The organism is Dysgonomonas sp. 216 (genome assembly GCF_010501065.1).
Classification (GTDB): domain Bacteria; phylum Bacteroidota; class Bacteroidia; order Bacteroidales; family Dysgonomonadaceae; genus QVMM01.
The window spans coordinates 1-18021 of sequence record NZ_QVMM01000022.1 but is presented as its reverse complement, the minus strand read 5'-3'; the positions used below and the strand labels follow the sequence as shown (position 1 = coordinate 18021).

The 18021-nt window shown below is 36.8% G+C and carries 22 protein-coding genes and 1 tRNA gene; 12 read left to right on the top strand and 11 right to left on the bottom strand.

What is annotated here, in order from left to right; all coding sequences use genetic code 11:
• The first annotated feature begins 105 nt into the window (after positions 1–105).
• The 4 genes from D0T53_RS11960 to D0T53_RS11945 all read left to right on the top strand — a co-directional run bounded on the left by D0T53_RS11960 (position 106) and on the right by D0T53_RS11945 (position 3728).
• Positions 106–1647: a sensor histidine kinase KdpD gene (locus D0T53_RS11960; RefSeq protein ID WP_163268211.1), complete on the top strand. Its 1542-nt coding sequence runs from the start codon at positions 106–108 to the stop codon at positions 1645–1647.
• Between the two features lie 7 nt (positions 1648–1654).
• Positions 1655–2368 (top strand): response regulator transcription factor, encoded by a 714-nt coding sequence (locus D0T53_RS11955; RefSeq protein WP_163268209.1) that lies wholly within the window; start codon positions 1655–1657, stop codon positions 2366–2368.
• Between the two features lie 95 nt (positions 2369–2463).
• Positions 2464–3258, top strand: coding sequence for a thymidylate synthase (locus tag D0T53_RS11950; RefSeq protein ID WP_163268207.1), 795 nt, complete (start codon positions 2464–2466; stop codon positions 3256–3258).
• A 23-nt stretch (positions 3259–3281) separates the two neighbouring features.
• On the top strand, positions 3282–3728 hold the full coding sequence (locus D0T53_RS11945; RefSeq protein WP_163268205.1) for a GtrA family protein: 447 nt from the start codon (positions 3282–3284) through the stop codon (positions 3726–3728).
• A gap of 23 nt (positions 3729–3751) precedes the next feature.
• Here D0T53_RS11945 and coaBC read toward each other — a convergent pair whose 3' ends face one another.
• Positions 3752–4957, bottom strand: a complete 1206-nt coding sequence (coaBC, locus tag D0T53_RS11940) for a bifunctional phosphopantothenoylcysteine decarboxylase/phosphopantothenate--cysteine ligase CoaBC (RefSeq protein WP_163268203.1) — start codon at positions 4955–4957, stop codon at positions 3752–3754.
• Between the two features lie 23 nt (positions 4958–4980).
• Positions 4981–5409 (bottom strand): hypothetical protein, encoded by a 429-nt coding sequence (locus tag D0T53_RS11935; RefSeq protein WP_221411537.1) that lies wholly within the window; start codon positions 5407–5409, stop codon positions 4981–4983.
• Between the two features lie 113 nt (positions 5410–5522).
• On the opposite strand from D0T53_RS11935, the gene D0T53_RS11930 reads away from it, so the two are divergent.
• Positions 5523–6086 carry an NUDIX hydrolase gene (locus D0T53_RS11930; protein WP_163268199.1) on the top strand — a complete coding sequence of 188 codons (564 nt, stop codon included), beginning with the start codon at positions 5523–5525 and terminating at the stop codon, positions 6084–6086.
• A 98-nt stretch (positions 6087–6184) separates the two neighbouring features.
• Entirely contained in the window at positions 6185–6679 is a 495-nt protein-coding gene (locus D0T53_RS11925) for a hypothetical protein (protein ID WP_163268197.1), read from the top strand.
• 77 nt (positions 6680–6756) lie between these two features.
• On the opposite strand, the gene D0T53_RS11920 is transcribed toward D0T53_RS11925, so the two are convergent.
• Entirely contained in the window at positions 6757–7395 is a 639-nt protein-coding gene (locus D0T53_RS11920) for a biopolymer transporter ExbD (RefSeq protein ID WP_163268195.1), read from the bottom strand.
• Positions 7396–7504: 109 nt separating this feature from the next.
• Here D0T53_RS11920 and rnpA point away from each other — a divergent pair, with 109 nt between their 5' ends.
• The 5 genes from rnpA to sppA are packed head-to-tail and all read left to right on the top strand — an operon-like array spanning position 7505 to position 10827.
• Positions 7505–7912, top strand: coding sequence for a ribonuclease P protein component (gene rnpA / locus D0T53_RS11915; RefSeq protein ID WP_163268193.1), 408 nt, complete (start codon positions 7505–7507; stop codon positions 7910–7912).
• Entirely contained in the window at positions 7909–8130 is a 222-nt protein-coding gene (gene yidD / locus D0T53_RS11910; protein ID WP_163268191.1) for a membrane protein insertion efficiency factor YidD, read from the top strand. Before rnpA ends, yidD begins: the two co-directional genes overlap by 4 nt.
• 26 nt (positions 8131–8156) lie before the next feature.
• On the top strand, positions 8157–8762 hold the full coding sequence (locus tag D0T53_RS11905) for a DUF2238 domain-containing protein (protein ID WP_163268190.1): 606 nt from the start codon (positions 8157–8159) through the stop codon (positions 8760–8762).
• A gap of 18 nt (positions 8763–8780) precedes the next feature.
• Positions 8781–8993 (top strand): helix-turn-helix transcriptional regulator, encoded by a 213-nt coding sequence (locus tag D0T53_RS11900; protein WP_163268188.1) that lies wholly within the window; start codon positions 8781–8783, stop codon positions 8991–8993.
• A 34-nt stretch (positions 8994–9027) separates the two neighbouring features.
• Complete coding sequence (gene sppA, locus D0T53_RS11895) at positions 9028–10827, top strand: signal peptide peptidase SppA (RefSeq protein ID WP_163268186.1); 1800 nt, start codon at positions 9028–9030, stop codon at positions 10825–10827.
• Positions 10828–11080: 253 nt separating this feature from the next.
• Here the strand turns inward: sppA and D0T53_RS11890 are convergent, their stop codons facing one another.
• From D0T53_RS11890 to ung, 6 genes are all read right to left on the bottom strand, one after another.
• Entirely contained in the window at positions 11081–12829 is a 1749-nt protein-coding gene (locus D0T53_RS11890; protein WP_163268184.1) for a phospho-sugar mutase, read from the bottom strand.
• 169 nt (positions 12830–12998) lie between these two features.
• Positions 12999–13430, bottom strand: coding sequence for a thioesterase family protein (locus D0T53_RS11885; RefSeq protein WP_163268182.1), 432 nt, complete (start codon positions 13428–13430; stop codon positions 12999–13001).
• On the bottom strand, positions 13431–13724 hold the full coding sequence (locus tag D0T53_RS11880) for a DUF721 domain-containing protein (RefSeq protein WP_163268180.1): 294 nt from the start codon (positions 13722–13724) through the stop codon (positions 13431–13433).
• Complete coding sequence (locus D0T53_RS11875) at positions 13721–14830, bottom strand: DNA replication/repair protein RecF (RefSeq protein ID WP_163268178.1); 1110 nt, start codon at positions 14828–14830, stop codon at positions 13721–13723. The genes D0T53_RS11880 and D0T53_RS11875 overlap by 4 nt, the downstream gene beginning before the upstream one ends.
• 136 nt (positions 14831–14966) lie before the next feature.
• Positions 14967–15785 (bottom strand): N-acetylmuramic acid 6-phosphate etherase, encoded by an 819-nt coding sequence (murQ, locus tag D0T53_RS11870; protein ID WP_163268176.1) that lies wholly within the window; start codon positions 15783–15785, stop codon positions 14967–14969.
• Between the two features lie 2 nt (positions 15786–15787).
• Positions 15788–16450: a uracil-DNA glycosylase gene (ung, locus tag D0T53_RS11865; protein WP_163268173.1), complete on the bottom strand. Its 663-nt coding sequence runs from the start codon at positions 16448–16450 to the stop codon at positions 15788–15790.
• Between the two features lie 125 nt (positions 16451–16575).
• Here ung and D0T53_RS11860 point away from each other — a divergent pair.
• Positions 16576–16647, top strand: a tRNA-Arg gene (locus D0T53_RS11860).
• An 89-nt stretch (positions 16648–16736) separates the two neighbouring features.
• Here D0T53_RS11860 and D0T53_RS11855 read toward each other — a convergent pair.
• Positions 16737–17015, bottom strand: a complete 279-nt coding sequence (locus D0T53_RS11855) for a helix-turn-helix transcriptional regulator (RefSeq protein ID WP_163268171.1) — start codon at positions 17013–17015, stop codon at positions 16737–16739.
• Positions 17016–17080: 65 nt separating this feature from the next.
• On the bottom strand, positions 17081–17656 hold the full coding sequence (locus D0T53_RS11850; RefSeq protein ID WP_163268169.1) for a hypothetical protein: 576 nt from the start codon (positions 17654–17656) through the stop codon (positions 17081–17083).
• Between the last annotated feature and the right edge of the window lie 365 nt (positions 17657–18021).

Genomic DNA, 18021 nt, shown 5'->3' with positions numbered 1-18021 from the left:
AATTTTTATAAACAAAAGGCTTCTTTATTTGTTAAAATACTAAATCTTAATTAAATTTACATGTCGTATCTATTGTGTAAATGAAATTAAGGTAAGGGAAACTGAATGAAAAAGTCGACTATATGGATATTAGCTGCGATAATGGCCTTCGCGTTTTTTGGGCTCATATATCTGCAAATTAACTTTTTCAGATCGGCAGTCCTCATGCGGGATAATCAGTTTAACGAAGCTGTGAGCAGAAGTCTTTATCAGGTCTCTAAAAACTTAGAACTGGAACAGACTAAAAAGTATCTTGATGATGGGCGAGCAAAAGCAAAGAACAAGGAACGTATTTCGCTAAACCAAATGGGTGAGTCGACTACTACTATCCAGCAGAAGTGGAAAATTACAATGCCCGATGGAAGTGGAAATGTTGATGTTCAGGTTGATCATACTGTAAGGAAGAGACCTTCGGGTTCGGTTTTTTTATCGCCTAATCATGGGTCTAAGTCTATCTCTCAAAGGTCGTACGAATTGCAAGAAGCCGAAAGGCAACGTTACGAGTACGAAAAGGCTTTGTTAAACGATGTACTTAACAATTTGGTAAATGCGCCTAGCAAAGTTCTGTTTGAAGAAAGGGTCGATTTAAAGAGCTTACAGAACAACATAAAGGACGAGTTAAGATTTAATGGCATAGAGTTGCCATTTACGTTCGAAGTAGTAAATAAGGATGATAAACCGATTTATCGGTCGGAAGATTTCAGTGTTGAAGATAGCAGGGCTTTATACAGGCAGGTTTTGTTCCCGAACGATCCGAGAGATAAGCTAAATTATTTGAGGGTTTATTTCCCAACTAAAACAACTTATATACTGAGCGAAACGAGGGAGTTTGTTCCCATCATCTTGTTTACGTTTGTGTTGTTGATAACGTTTATTATAACGATATATTTGATATTCCGCCAGAAGCGTTTGTCGGAAATGAAGAGCGACTTTATGAACAATATGACGCACGAATTGAAAACTCCGGTGTCTACAATATCGCTGGCAGCCCAAATGCTGAGAGACAGTTCGATATTGAAATCTCCGGATGTGTTCAAGCACATATCAAATGTGATAAACGATGAAACAAAGCGTTTGAGTTTTCAGGTCGAAAAGGTACTGCAAATGTCGTTGTTTGAAAAACAGAGGGCAACGCTAAAGCAGAAAGAAATGGATGCGAACGATATGATTGTCAGTGTGGCTAATACGTTTCAGCTAAAAGTTGAAAAATTTGGCGGACATATTGATGTTGATTTGCAAGCAACAGAATCTACTATTTTTGTAGATGAAATGCATTTTACAAATGTATTGTTTAACCTGTTGGATAATGCAGTGAAATACAGGCGGGAAGATGTTCCGTTGGAGTTGATGATCAGGTCGTGGAATAATGGAAGTAAAGTTTATATATCGGTAGAGGATAACGGAATTGGTATAACAAAAGATAATCTGAAAAAGATTTTTGAGAGGTTTTATAGAGTATCTACCGGTAATTTGCACGATGTAAAAGGATTTGGTTTAGGTTTGGCTTATGTGAAAAAAATAATTGAAGATCATAAGGGTACCATAAAGGCCGAAAGCGAATCCGAAAAAGGCACTAAATTTATTATTTGTTTACCTATTATAAAGTAGATTAGTTATGGAGGAAAAGTTGAAATTATTTTTATGTGAAGATGACGAAAATCTTGGTATGTTACTAAGAGAATATCTTCAGGCTAAAGGATTCGACACAGATTTGTATCCCGACGGGGAAGCAGGCTATAGAGGATTCATTAAAGAGAAATACGATTTGTGTGTTATAGATGTTATGATGCCGAAAAAAGATGGTATCAGTTTGGTAAAAGATATCAGAGGTGTTAATTCGGATATACCTATTATATTTTTAACAGCTAAAAATATGAAGGATGATATTCTGGATGGTTTTAAAGCCGGAGCCGATGATTATATTACTAAGCCATTCAGTATGGAAGAACTTGTTTTACGTATCGAGGCTATTTTCAGACGAGTGAAAGGTAAGAAGGTTAAAGACCAACAAACCTACCACTTCGGAAATATGGATTTCGATACACAAAAACAAATACTTAATATTGATGGTGTAAGCACTAAACTGACAACTAAAGAATCGGAACTTCTTGGGTTGTTGTGTGCTCATGCTAATGAAATATTGGAAAGAAATCATGCCCTTAAACAAATTTGGGTTGATGATAACTACTTCAATGCTCGTAGTATGGACGTTTATATCACAAAACTACGTAAGTTGTTGAAACCAGCTAAAGATATCGAAATAATCAATATCCACGGAAAAGGATATAAACTGATTGTTCCGGTTGAAGAGGGCGAAGATAAAGCTTAAAATTTTATCAATCTTTATAGGGAAAGTCATCTCAAATGCGGGATGGCTTTCTTTTTTTTCATAACTTTGATTTTCGAAAAAATAGTAGGGTAGAAATGAAACAATATATAGATTTACTGCAAAGGGTTCTGGATGAAGGAACTGTGAAAGAGGATCGTACAGGTACCGGAACTATTAGTGTTTTTGGGCATCAGAGCCGTTACAACCTGTCGGAAGGTTTTCCTTTGATTACAACTAAAAAGTTGCATCTGAAATCTATTATATATGAGTTGTTGTGGTTTCTGAAAGGAGATACCAACGTAAAATATCTTCAGGATAACGGTGTGCGTATTTGGAACGAATGGGCTGACGAGAACGGAGACCTTGGCCATATTTACGGTTATCAATGGCGGTCGTGGCCCGATTATAATGGCGGATTCATAGATCAGATACAAATAGCAGTAGACACGATAATAAACAATCCCGACTCGCGACGTAACATTGTCAGTGCATGGAATGTTGCCGATTTGCCAAATATGAATCTTCCTCCTTGCCATGCGTTTTTCCAGTTCTATGTTGCTGACGGAAAGCTTAGTTTACAGTTATATCAGCGTAGTGCAGACATATTTTTAGGTGTACCTTTTAATATAGCGTCATATGCCCTTCTGTTGAAAATGATGGCTCAGGTAACCGGTTTACAGGAAGGCGAGTTTGTTCATACATTAGGTGATGCCCATGTTTATTCGAATCATTTGGAACAGGTGAAATTGCAAATGTCGCGCGAACCCCGGAAATTGCCTCAGATGATTATAAACCCCGATGTTAAAAGTATTTTCGACTTTAAGTTTGAAGATTTTACTCTTGAAGGTTACGATCCGCATCCACATATAAAAGGAGTTGTAGCAGTTTAATAATATTAGATAAAACATTGTAAGTGAATCAATCTTTTAAACAATTAGTGAAATATGGTCTTGTGGGAGTAGCAGGGCTTGTAGTCGATTTTTTGTTTTTTATAATATTTAGGGATGTTGTGGGTTTGCCATATTGGGTGGCTCAGCCAATAGGCGCAGCATTTGGTATTCTTAATAATTTTATTCTCAATAGTTATTTCACATTTAAAACTACCGACAATATGGCTAAACGGGGAATCTCGTTTTTTGCTATCGGTGGAATAGGGCTCGTAGCTAGCAGTTTGTTGTTACCATGGTGTGTAACAATGTATAATACTTACGGACAAGGTATCTTTGAAATACAAAACCAAAAAACTCTTGAGAGTATAATGAAGATTGGCGTTACTCTTTTTGTGGCTTTCGTTCAGTTTTTTGCAAACAAATACATTACTTTCAGGCAAAAAAACGAGATGAAAAATTCTAATTCGTAATATGTTTATTTAAAATATTGAAACTATATACTGACATTATCTAATGTATTATCAATAATATCGGAGGCCACTTCTTTTTTCGATTTTAGGTCGAAATTTATTTTGTTGCCGTTTCGGGCTATAATTGTTATTTTATTTGTATCGTATTTAAAACCTGCGCCTGCGTTATTTAATGAATTGAGGACAATATAATCGAGATTCTTTTTCTCAATCTTATTTAACGCATTTTCTTCTTCGTTATTGGTTTCAAGTGCGAATCCGATGAGGGTTTGCTTGTTTGTTTTTATTTTGCCTAATGTGGCGGCAATGTCTTTATTAGCAACAAGTTCTATTGCAAGATTTTCGCTTGTCCGTTTTATCTTTTCAGCGGCTTTTTGTCTCGGTTTATAGTCGGCTACAGCTGCACACAAAATAGCGGCATCGCAGGCTGGAAATTCGTTTATTGTGGCCTCAAACATTTCGTCGGCCGATTCAACATCTATCCTCTTTATGTTAGGATGGTTGACTTGTAAGTTCACAGGTCCACAAACAAGAATAACTTCTGCACCGCGTGCAGCACATTCTTCGGCCAGTGATAATCCCATTTTCCCCGACGAGTAGTTGCCGATAAAGCGTACGGGATCTATTTTTTCATAGGTCGGGCCTGCTGTTATCAGTATTTTTTTTTTTGAAAGAGATTCTTGTTTGCTAAAAAAATCTTCGATGTATGTCATTATTTTTTCAGGTTCTTCCATACGTCCTTTGCCAATTAAGTGGCTGGCTAGTTCTCCGCTGGCAGGTTCTATTATATGGTTTCCGTACGAGCGAAGTAAATCGAGGTTACGCCCTGTGGATGGGTGTGCAAACATATCTAAATCCATTGCAGGAGCAATAAAAACAGGAGCCTTCATCGACATATACGTAGTTATCAGCATATTGTCGGCAATTCCGTTTGCCATTTTACCTAGTGTCGATGCTGTAGCAGGTGCTACAACCATAGCATCGGCCCACAGTCCTAAATCTACGTGGCTGTGCCATGTGCCATCGTTAGCTGTGAAAAACTCACTAACTACAGGTTTCCCTGTAAGAGCTGACATGGTAACAGGAGTAATAAATTCTTTACCCGAAGGAGTCATTATTATTTGAACTTCGGCTCCGGCTTTAATAAATAAGCGAGTCAACGATGCGGCTTTAAATGCTGCTATACTGCCGGTAATACCTAAAACAATATGTTTTCCTTTTAATGTCATATCCTTACTTTATGGTTAGGTTCTTATTCGTTTAGCAATTGGTCAAGAAATTCATCGAATTCTTTATCCATTCTTTTCATAAAATCGCTTTCTATTCTTATTATAGAGTCATCTTCGATAGTAAGTAGTTCGTCAAGAACAATAAAATCTTCGTCGGAAAAATTAATGGAGAATGGAGTATATACTTCGAGCGAATTAAAATATCCGTTATCGTCCATTTCCACAACAACTTCTCTTAGTGCTTTTGAATAATTTATAGGATGTTCGTCGTCGAATTGTTCCCATTCTTCAATAATGCTTTTGCTTAACAGGTTCTGCTCATCGTCAAAAACTGATAATTCGCCACACTCTTCGTCAACAATTAAAAAAATATCGGTTAATGAGCTACCCTGATAATTGTTGATTAAGGAGTTGATAGCATCCGAAAGGACATCTTTTATTTTCGATTTCACATTCATACTGTTTCTGCGATTAATAATTACAAAGCGAAATTAAGAAAATTAAATCAAACCGAATACAAAATGCTTTTATTAATAAGTACCTTTGTGCCTTAAAAATAAAAAAGATGAAACTAGAACCAACCGAGGACAGAAAGTGGAAAGTGCTTAGTAGCAAATATCTTTCGCAAAAACCGTGGAATACTATTCGCGAAGAACATGTATTGCTCCCCAATGGAAATGAAATACCTAATTATTACGTACACGAATATCCTACATGGGTAAATGTTATTGCTATAACCAAAAATGGAGAATTTGTGTTTGTTCGTCAATACCGTCATGGTTTAGGGAAAACAGCATTTGAACTTTGTGCGGGAGTAGGAGAGGAAGGCGAAGAGCCTATGTTTTCGGCAAAGCGTGAACTTATAGAAGAAACCGGATATGGTGGTGGAGAATGGTCCGAGTTTATGGTATGTGCTGCTAATCCCAGTACAAATACTAATTTGGTCTATTCGTATTTGGCTACAGGTGTAGAAGTGGTTTCGGAGAGCAATCTTGAACCGTCGGAAGATATAACCGTACATTTACTTTCGGTTGAACAAGTGCGGGAACTATTATTAAACGATTACATTTTACAATCGGTAATGCTTGCTCCGCTTTGGAAATATTTTGCACAAAATAAGCTGTTATAGTGCTTTGCTTTATTTAAATATCGGAAGGGGAGTGTGTTAATGAAATGTTTTTATATATTTGCAGCGATAGATTTATTTAAAACTTTAAAAACTAGCACATGAAAAAGGCGTATTTATTTGTACTGACATTATCTGTTTCAATTATTTTTGCAGCATGCTCTGGCGGCTCAGGTGGCCCTTTAAACCCAAAGGCATTCAACGATAAAGCAATAAGCATATTTGAAGGAGCAACTAAAACACTCGATGCTTTTGATGCAAAGATCACACAAGGTGTAAAATCGAACGATTTGGCAAGTATTGGAGAGGCAGCTCAATTGGCGTTAACTGATATTGATGCCAAAATTGAGGCAATGAAAGCTTTGAACATACCAGAGGGTGCAGATGCTTATAAAGAATCTGTTTTAAAGTCTTTACAATCATTGAAGTCGATAGTTGAAACAGGCAAGAAATATTCGGAGTTAAAAGAAGGATACTCTAAAAAAGAGTTTAACGCTTTGGAAAAAGAGTACAATAATAAAAGGAAGCAGCTTTCGGCTGATCTTAAAAGTGTATCGAAAGCAGCATCTGCATTTATGAAGAGTAGCGTAAAATAAACAAATTCAGATTGAATAATAGTAAGAGACTGTTTCGATTTGGAACAGTCTCTTACTTTTTTTGTACCCCGATTAAGCTATTTATTTTGTGCGGTTATTTTTTCTTCGGGTTTATTATTTTCCAATAAGTAACGATCGCCTTCTTCGAGGTCGACTATCGCATATTTGCTTATATTACATATCAGCATTTCGTCAAGAGCATCAACCAAATTTCGGTACGACGATTTGTCTGTCGGTTTTATAACAGCAATGGCTCCTTCGTCCGATTTCTTTATCTCAATCAGTGCTTGTTTATACGCCGATTCGGTTAATTCTCCATTACGCCTTTTTTGTTTCAGGCTGTTAGCTTTTGTAACGAGCGTGCTGTTGTGTCCCAGCAAAACGTTGCGTAACCCTTCTTTACTGAAGTTTGTTACCTGCAAAGTTTCGGCAGCATCATAATCGGGTTTCCCTATGTAATAATATACTTTATTGTCTTCTCCCAAAATGAGGGTAATAGCCTTATGTTCGGGTATTTGGGTTGAGTTTTCTACCCTGTCTTTGGTTGGCATAACAATATCCATAACTTGTGGCATACTAAGCGTAGTGCAGAACATAAAGAATGTTATTAACAACATATTCATGTCGACCATTGGGGTAAAATCTACTCTAAGATTTCTTTTCGAAGGCTTGTTTCTCTTGTTGTTTCCTCCTCCATTCATATTTACTTGTGCCATGATATTTATTTTTATAGGTTAAACTTCTGTTTCTTTACTAATAAGAGTTGATGTTAATTAAAATTCCATAAGAAAACCGAGTCATTTTTTTTTCTAGTATCTTTGTGGCATGACATTATCCGTTAAAAATACATTGCCGAAGAGCGAACGAATGAGCCATACGAAGAGCATAGATAAACTGTTTTCGTCGGGTGAAGCTTTTATCAGTTATCCGTTGCGAATAGTTTATTGTAAACGCGAGCCCGATTCGTTGCCGTTGGTGTCAATAATGGTAAGTGTTCCTAAAAAGCGGTTTAAACGTGCGGTTAAGCGCAATAGGGTTAAACGCCTTGTTCGTGAGGCTTACAGACTGAATAAAAGCTTGTTCTGGGAACTGTGCGAAAAACATAATACCGCTATCGATATTGTTTTTATTTGCTTAAAGGACGAATTGCCTGATTATAAGGAAATAGAAAAGGCAATATTAAAAACAGCAACAACATTGGATAGCCGCTTGGGTGCAGGCATAGAGAAATGAAAAAAATACTGTCGTATATATTATTATTGCCTATACATTTCTATCGTTATAGTATATCGCCTCTTTTTCCTCCATCATGCAGGTATACCCCAACATGTTCGGAATATGCAATACAAGCTATTAAGAAATATGGGCCATTTAAAGGTCTGTGGCTGGCAATAAAACGTTTTTTGCGCTGCCATCCGTGGGGTGGGAGCGGGTACGATCCGGTTCCGTAGTATGATGGATTAAAATATTAAATTATATGAACAGAACGCTTTATATTCTTATTATTTTGCTTGCTATAGTAGCTCTATGGTCGGGAATAAACCATTTTGATTATTTTACATGGGTTCTTGAGGCTCTGCCCGTAATTCTGGGAATTGCTGTATTAGCCTTTACTTTTAAACGGTTTCGGTTTACCGACCTGACATATATATTTATTTTTGTTCATTGTTGTATTTTGCTTGTAGGAGCAAAATATACTTATGCCGAGGTTCCGTTATTTAACTGGATTCAGGAGCATTTCGGGCACGATCGTAATAATTACGATAAAATAGGTCATTTTGCTCAGGGCTTTATTCCTGCAATGATTGCGCGCGAGTTAATTATCAGGCTGAATGTACTAAATAAAAAATTGTGGTTGCCATTTATTGTTGCCTCGATATGTTTGAGTATAAGTGCTGTGTATGAATTGTTCGAGTGGTTTGTTGCTGATTTTACCGGACAATCGGCCGAAGCTTTTCTTGGAACACAGGGTTACGAATGGGATGCCCAGTCTGATATGTTGTGTGCTACAATAGGAGCAATATGCATGCTTTTGTTTTTATCAAAGGCTCAGGATAAGGCCATTTTAAAGAATAGTATTTAATAATATAAAGAACGTGCTATGTCGATAATCGTAAATTTAGACTTGATGATGGCTAAACGAAAGATTTCGCTTAACGAATTGTCTGAAAAGGTGAATATAACACCTGCCAATCTGTCGATACTTAAAACAGGAAAAGCCAAATCTATCCGTTTTAATACGTTAGAAGCGATATGTAAAGTACTTGATTGTCAGCCCGGTGATATATTGGAGTACAGAGATGAGAAGGAATAGATAAAGAGTAATAAATCAAATAAAACAAGTAACAATGAAAAATTTTTTGAAAACGCTGTTGGCTTCTACCGTAGGAGTCATTATTGGGGCGATAATATTTACATTTTTGATGTTCTCGTTCCTAATGGGAATCGCAGCGTCAAGTGGGTCGTCGCCTTATCTGGTAGAAGATAATACAATTTTGAAGCTGGACTTAAACGGAATGTTATATGAGCAGGCTACAGAAAGCCCTTTGGGGACTTTGTTGGGAGAGCCGGCACCACTTGGTCTAGACGATGTGTTGGTTGCGATAAAAAAAGCGAAAGAAAACGACAAGGTAAAAGGAATATATATAAAGTCGGGTTATCTGGAAAGTGGGGTGGCCGGAGTTGATGCAATAAGACGCGAATTGATGGACTTCAAAAAAACGGGCAAATTTGTAGTATCGTATGGCGATATATACAGCCAAAGCGGATATTATTTGGCGTCGGTTTCTGATAAAATCATAATGAACCCGCAAGGAATGCTCGAATTTCAAGGTTTGAGCACTAACATTCAGTTTGTAAAAAACTTCTACGATAAAATAGGGGTAAAGTATCAGGTTTTTAAGGTTGGAACGTTTAAATCGGCAGTCGAACCATTGATTCAAGATAAAATGAGCGATGCAAACCGTCAGCAAATAACATCGTATATGGGCAATATATGGGAGCATATTCTTGATGGAGTATCAGAAAGCCGTAATATCTCGAAAGAAAATTTGAATCGTTATGCCGATAAATTCCTTTTGTTTTCCGATCCCGATTCTATTTTATCATATAATATGATCGATTCTTTGTTGTATGAATCGAAGGTGGAAGAGTATCTGAAAACATTAGTGAATATTGGCAAAGACGAGAAATTGAAGTTTGCTTCTGTTCAGAATATGGTTTCGGTGCCCGTAAAAGAGAAAAATAAAGAGAATAAGATTGCGGTACTGTTTGCCGAAGGAAGTATTATAGATGACGATAGTGGAAGCCCTTTGTTTCAGGATAAGTCGATTACAGCAAAGCAATATGTTAAGGAATTGAACGATTTGCGTGATAATGACGAAGTTAAGGCTGTTGTTTTTCGTGTGAATTCACGTGGAGGTAGTGCTTATGCTTCGGAACAGATTTGGAATGCAGTTAAAGAACTGAGGGCTAAAAAGCCTGTAATTGTATCGATGGGCGATTATGCAGCATCGGGAGGTTATTATATTTCGTGCGGGGCAAATGCTATTGTAGCCGAGCCTACAACATTGACAGGGTCGATTGGTATTTTCGGGCTGTTGCCAAATGGCGAGGAATTAGCTAAAAAGATGGGATACAGCTACGATGAAGTAAATACAAATAAACATAGTTCGTGGGGAGGACGTGCGTTTGGTATACCATTTATTGTTACAGCTTTATCGAGAGGTTTGAATGCTGAAGAATCGGGGATGGTGCAGGCTTACGTTGAACGTGGATACGATTATTTTCTTTCTCGTTGTGCCGAAGGGCGTTCGAAAACAAAAGCTGATATAGATTCGATAGGGCAGGGACGTGTATGGACCGGTAATCAGGCATTGCAGTTAGGACTTGTTGATAAGCTTGGAGGTATTAATGATGCTATTGAATTAGCGGCTAAAACAGCAGATATCGAATCATACAGTATTAGTAAATACCCTGCGAAAAAACCTTTCTTTGAGCAATTGATGGAAAGCTCTATTGCTGAAACAAAAGTGAAGGTGGTAAAAATGTTTGTGAGTAACGAAGATTATGAACGCAGTCTTTTAATGAAAGATATTAACAATCTTGATATTCAGATGGCAGTTATGCCCGATAAAATAAATTTCTAAACAACTCTTTTATTGAAGTTTTTTTAGATAAACAGAACATGATTTTCGATCGGAAGATATCATGTTCTGTTTATCTATATATAGGGGGCTTAATATGGGAGGATAAGTAACTATATATTGGGAAAATGAAGATTCAGTAAATTTTGTCAAATGTGTCAGATTTGTCAGGTTTTTAGAAAAGCTCACTAAAAAAACAGAGGCATCTGAATTATTCAGACGCCTCCTGTATTAACTATTAAAGATTAATTATGAATTAAACATTCATATCCTTTCTTACTTGTTCTATTTTTGCTTCGGCAGCAGCATCTACCTCATAATATTCTTCTCTTGAAGCCAATTTTCCCTGAACCTCAATGTAGAATTTGATTTTAGGCTCAGTTCCCGAAGGACGGATAGATACCTTAGTTTTATCTTCGGTAAAGAACTGCAACACATTAGATGTGGTAGGCATTTCAAGAATAAATGTTTCGTTCAGATTAAGGTCTTGAGCCTCAAGAGAAACAAAGTCTTTGATAAGAATAACTTTCGATCCGGCAAGCTCCTTAATCGGATTCTTACGGAAGTTTTTCATTATAGCCTCAATTTCCTCTGCTCCCGTACGTCCTTTTTTCACAACAGAGATACCTTTCTCTTTCGAGAATCCGTATTCTACATAAATATCCTGAAGCATTTCGAATAGAGTTTTACCTTCGTCTTTAGTCCACGCAGCAATTTCGGCAAACATTACAGCAGCCGATACGGCATCTTTATCGCGAACAAAATCTTCGGCAAGAAATCCGTAGCTTTCTTCTCCTCCACCTATATATTTGCGTTTGCCCTCAAGCTCGCGCATAACCGAAGCAATCCATTTGAATCCTGTATAACATTCGAACATTTCAACCCCGTTCTTCTCGGCTATAACCTGAGTTAATGCGCTCGTAACAATAGTGCGAACGGTATATTCTGTTCCCGTAAGTTTACCCGACTGTTTCCATCGGGTTATAATGTAATAAATAAGGATTATCATAGTTTGGTTTCCGTTCAACAGGATAAACTCACCCTTGTCGTTACGGATACCTGCTCCAAAGCGGTCTGAATCGGGGTCGGTAGCAAATACAAGTTCGGCATTTGTTTCAATCGCCTTTTGTATAGCCATAGCCATAGCTGCAGGCTCTTCAGGGTTTGGAGATACAACCGTTGGAAAATCGCCGCTTACAACATCCTGTTCAGGAACATTTATGATATTCGAAAAACCGCAGGCTTTCAATGCCTCAGGTACTATACGCACACCTGTTCCGTGTATAGGAGTATAAACAATCTTTATATCTCCGTGGCGTTTAATACTATCGGTCGATAGCAATACTGTTTTCACATCTTCGATGTACATATCGTCCATCTCTTTACCCAAAGTTTCAATCAGGGCTTTGTTTCCTGTGAATTTGATATCGCTAACCGATTTTATCTTATTAACCTCGCCAATAATATTCTTATCATGAGGAGGTGTAACCTGTGCTCCATCGTTCCAATATGCTTTATACCCGTTATATTCTTTCGGGTTATGCGAAGCTGTAATTATAATACCGCTTTGGCAACCCAGTTTGCGTATAGCATACGAAATTTCGGGGGTAGGCCTTAAATCGTCGAACATATAGGCTTTGATTCCGTTTGCCGAGAAAATATCTGCCGATATTTCGGCATACTTACGGCTGTTGTTACGGTTATCGTGACCTATTACTACTTTAATTTGGTCTAAACCTGAAAATTCTTTCAACAAATAGTTCGATAATCCTTGTGTCGCATTACCGACTGTATATATATTAATACGATTAGTTCCAACACCCATTATGCCACGAAGACCGCCTGTACCGAACTCTAAATCTTTATAAAAAGCATCTAATAGTTCTGTTTTGTCTTCATTGTCTAGCATTCTTTTTACTTCTGCTTTAGTTTCAGCATCATAATCGCCCGATAACCACACATTGGCTTTAGCTGTAACCTGTGCTAGTAATTCGTTATTTTCCATTACTGTTTTATTTAGAGATTTTTGATTAGTTATTTTAGAGAAAATAAGCTACAAATATAAGAAGTTTTATCTATAAACATGATATAAATCCCATGTACAATATCATTAAATATCGAAAAAAATGTTGATAGAAACTGTAGTTATTTGTTTACAAAAACTTATTCTTATTTCAGAAATCGGTTCCTTCGTAAACAGATATCCCATCCCTCCAAACATCGGGAATATCCATTGATGTTTGCAACTGAGCATTGTAAGCAACAATTATAGAAGTGCAACGGCATTTTATTTCCTGAGTTTTAACATTACGTATCTGTTGAAGCAATGTAAAACTTTTGGTCCCTATTTTTTTTACCTTGGTTTCAACCACAATAGATTCTTTATAATAGATAGGCGAAAGGAAATCGGTTTCGATACGGGCAACCACAATAATGCCTTCGGTCCAGCTGACATAAGAAGCTTTCAAGTCCTCGAAATAATAAGTTTTACCCAAATCGAAGTAACTGAAGTATATATTGTTATTTATGTGCCCGATAGCATCAATATCGTTAAACCGAATCTGAATAGGAAGAGAGTGCCTGAAATGTTCAGTATTAATATCCATTTATCTAAAAATTATGTTATTTACAATATCCATCCCTGCATATTTATTTAATGCAGTAATCATCCGTTCTTTACTCATTATAAGTTCGGAACGAAGAACCGATGATGTAAGATGAACATATAATATATTATTATTCAAATATAAGTTTGATGTATACGAAGCTATTGCAGGACCAAATAGCTTTGCCCAACCCGAAATAATCCGGTTCTCGGCGATTTTTCTCTTTATAAATTGATTTTCCTCGAAAAATTGCTTCAGAACGTCGCCAATCGATTCGGTGTTTTTTTTTCTCATGGCTGTTCTTTTATCTGGTTTATACCGCCCTTATCAACGTTGTACAAATGGTACGAGCTTGTTGTTTTCTGTAACAGATCGTCTAAATGCTCACGATTTGTGTCGGTTATAAATATTTGTCCGAAATCGTCGCCCACAACAAGTTTTACTATCTGTTCAACTCGCGACGAATCCAGTTTATCGAAAATATCGTCCAATAATAAAATGGGGGTTGTTTTTCCTGCTTTCAGTAGAAAATCGAACTGGGCTAATTTCAGAGCAACAATGTAGGTTTTACTTTGTCCTTGCGAACCTACACGCTTCATCGAGTAATCGTCCATCTGCATATCCAGATCGTCTTTATGAATTCCGGCTGAAGTGTAACCTAATATTTTATCGCGTTCGCGCCGTTGCTTTAATAGCTCCGAAAAATCTGTCTCATTCAAATGAGATATGTACGACAATCTCACAACTTCGTTAGATTGACAAATAAAATCGTAAAACTTTTGAAATGTAGGGATAAACTGCTCGATAAATTGCTTGCGGCGCTGATGGATGATAATAGCCTCCCTTGCCATTTCGTCTTCCCACAGTTCGAACAGCGTATTATCGGTTTTTGTCTGATCTGCTTTTAACAGGGCATTGCGTTGCTGCAAGGCTTTATTATATTTTATAAGGGAATGCAGATATTCTTTATCGAACTGCGACAGAACTACGTCCATAAGCTTCCTTCGCTCGTCGCTTCCTCCCGTTATCAGGTTCGAATCGGCAGGCGATATCATTACCAAAGGCAATAAGCCTATATGCTCCGATAACTTTTCGTATTCCTTCTTGTTTCGTTTAAAATGCTTCTTTTGGCGGCGTTTCAGACTACAGAAAAATTCCTCTTGTTTTTCGTGTATGTTGTACCAACCCTGAAGCATCATAAAATCGGCATCGTGATTAATGTTCTGCGAATCGATAGGGTTTGTGTAGCTTTTACAAAACGAAAGGTAGTAAATTGCGTCGAGAAGGTTTGTTTTACCCATACCATTATTACCTAAAAAGCAATTTATTTTAGGCGAAAAATATAAATCAGATTGCTCTATATTCTTATAATTTAGTATGGACAGATGTTCTAAAACCATTCTTTTTTTGTTCTCGACGATAAATAAATCGAGGGATTCAAAGGTACGAAGAATTTATGATTTTCGCGTAAAAACAGCACGGCATGTATTTTTTTTATGGCAGTTTATCTTTCCTCTGAGAATTGGTTCGTAATTCTTATTTTTCGTTTCGATATGCATCAATTGCTTTTTTTACGGAACCATGTAATAGTAAAAGTTTTTTTGCTTGCTCATATTCCAGACCTAATTCTTCGATTAGCATTCGTATGCCTCTGTCAACCAATTTGGCATTTGATAGTTGCATATTCACCATTCGGTTTCCTTTTACCCTTCCCAGTTGAATCATGGTTGTCGTAGATATCATATTCAATATCATTTTCTGCGCTGTCCCCGATTTCATGCGCGAACTTCCTGTCACATATTCGGGGCCAACAACAGCTTCAATTGCAATGTCGGCTTCTTTCGATATGGGAGATTCCGGATTAGCAGAAATCGAGGCAGTTAAAATTCCATTCTCTCGCGATTTGTGTAATGCACCTTCAACATAGGGTGTTGTTCCTGATGCAGCAATGCCTATAACAATATCTTTATTATTTATCTGATGTTCTTGCAGGGCTTTCCATCCGGCAAACAAATCGTCTTCGGCGCCTTCTACAGGGTTACGCAGTGCAGGCTCGCCTCCGGCAATAATACCCACAACAAAACCCGAAGGCATTCCGAATGTTGGAGGAATTTCAGATGCGTCCAAAACCCCTAGTCTTCCGCTGGTTCCTGCTCCTATGTAAAACAGCCTTCCGCCTTGTTTCATACGAGAAACTATTTGTGCAACCAGTAGTTCTATTTGAGGAATTACTTTCTGAACGGCCAAAGCTACCTTTTGGTCTTCGTTATTTATATCCTTTAGAATCTCGGATATTGGTTTTTGCTCAAGATCGTTATATAAGGACGATTTTTCGGTTATCTTATCAAATGCCATCTTTACCAATTTATAGATTCGAGCCCTCTCGATTGAAGGTAATTATTAGCCTGGCTAAAATGTTTACAGCCAAAAAATCCGCCATGAGCCGATAGTGGTGACGGATGCACAGCTTTCAATATCAAATGCTTGTCAGGGTCTATAAATGCTGCTTTCTTTTGGGCATAAGCACCCCATAACATAAAAACAATATTTTCTCTATTGTCGGCAAGTTTTTTTATGGCTGCATCGGTAAAGGTTTCCCACCCTTTTTTCTGGTGAGAACCTGCAATATGAGCCTGAACCGTAAGCGTTGCATTTAGCAGCAGAACCCCCTGATCGGCCCATCGGGTCAAATCTCCCGATTGAGGAACGGGAACGCCTAAATCGGAGTTAATTTCTTTAAAGATATTTATGAGAGAGGGAGGAAAGCGTACCCCTTCGTTTACGGAGAAAGATAGTCCATGAGCCTGCCCTATATTATGATAAGGGTCTTGCCCTAAAATAACAACCTTCACTTTGTCGAACGGAGTATGTTCAAAAGCATTAAATATAAGCTTAGCCGGAGGAAATACAGCTTTTGTTTTGTATTCGTCCCGAACAAAATCGGTTAACTTCACAAAATACTCTTTATTAAATTCGTCTGACAATTGATTTTTCCAGGTTGGTTCAATCTTTACATCCATACTACGATTCTGTTTATAATTTCATCAAATATAAGTACATTCTATATTTTAACAAAAAAGGAGAACTTGTAAATTGAAAAAAATATCCTACTTTTGCATCCTGTATACATACAGTATGCAGATATGGTCCCGTAGTTTAATGGATAAAACGTAGGATTCCGGTTCCTATGATGGGGGTTCGATTCCCTTCGGGATCACAGATACATTTTGCAATCCGCTGATTTATAACAATTAGCGGATTTTTATTTGTGTAGATTGGAACTTATTTTGGAACAAACCGTATATATTACTTATTATCGCTTGACATAAAATCCCCTTTTCCTAACATCAACCAATCAAGAGAAACATTATAAACCCTATGTAGAGAAAGAATATTTGTTATTGTAGGTTCATTGGTAGATCCTTCAGCAATCATTCTATTAAGATTGCTTTGAGTTGCTATCCCAACAGCTTCACAAAATTCTTTTTTTGTTTTTACTTTCTTTCTATATCTTAATTCATTAAAAGATTCAACAAAACGTGCTACTACTTCTCTTGATTCTTTTTGTGTCGCTTTTATTGTCATTGTTTTGAAACAAATTTGTTTTTAAAATGTTAAATCTTTACAACTCCACTTGCTGCTTTAAAATTTTATAGATTGTTAACTGGTGATTCTTCATTGGTCAGTTCAGCCTTACCCTTGATATCCGTAAAAGATTCCCCTTTTTTATTCTCGGTAATATCATCATCTTTTTTCACGCCTTGACTACAAAGATAGTTTACAAGCTTTGTTATATTTTCAGTTTGTTGCCTTCCTTGAGCTATTAATTCTTTTATATTCTCGGTCATTAAAGCAACATTTTCAGCATTAATTTTTTCACTTGAAGACAATTTGTCTACAGCATTTATTAATTTATCTACACTTGAAAAACCAGAATCATTATTGCTTTCATTTGATGACATTTCGCTTTTATTACCACTGCATTCATTAGAATTGGATTTCACTGAATTATTTGAATCAGATAATAGCATATCCCCCTGACCTGTTCTTAACCATACTATATTTAGGTCCCTAAACGATTTAGATATTTTATCTAAGGATGAATATCTTGTGTTATCTCCTGATTTATCAACAAATCCATTGGCTAATCCTGCAGTCCTTTCAAACTCAGATTTTGCAATACCTAGATGGTTGATGTATAAGATCAATCTTTCTCTCAAGTTCATACAATATAGTTAAATAATACTAATACTAAATTAATTTAGATAAACATCTTTGTTATCCTTAGATATATATCTATATTTGTATCATAAACATAAGAAACACTAAAGTTTCTTCATGATTTCACAAAGTAAAACAAACAAATATAATTAAAAAATAACTCAAAAGGAGTAGAAAAAAATCAAAAAGATTATGGATAAGCCTAAAAAACCCAAAAAGAGCTATGCTTCTGAGGCCTGTAATTCAATCGGAGTATCTGAGACTGTATTTTATACAGCTAGGAAAAAATTCAGGAAGGGTGTATAATATAATTGAAAAGTAGTCCACTAAAATAATTGAAAAGTATACCACCAGTTAGGTAAAATGTGTG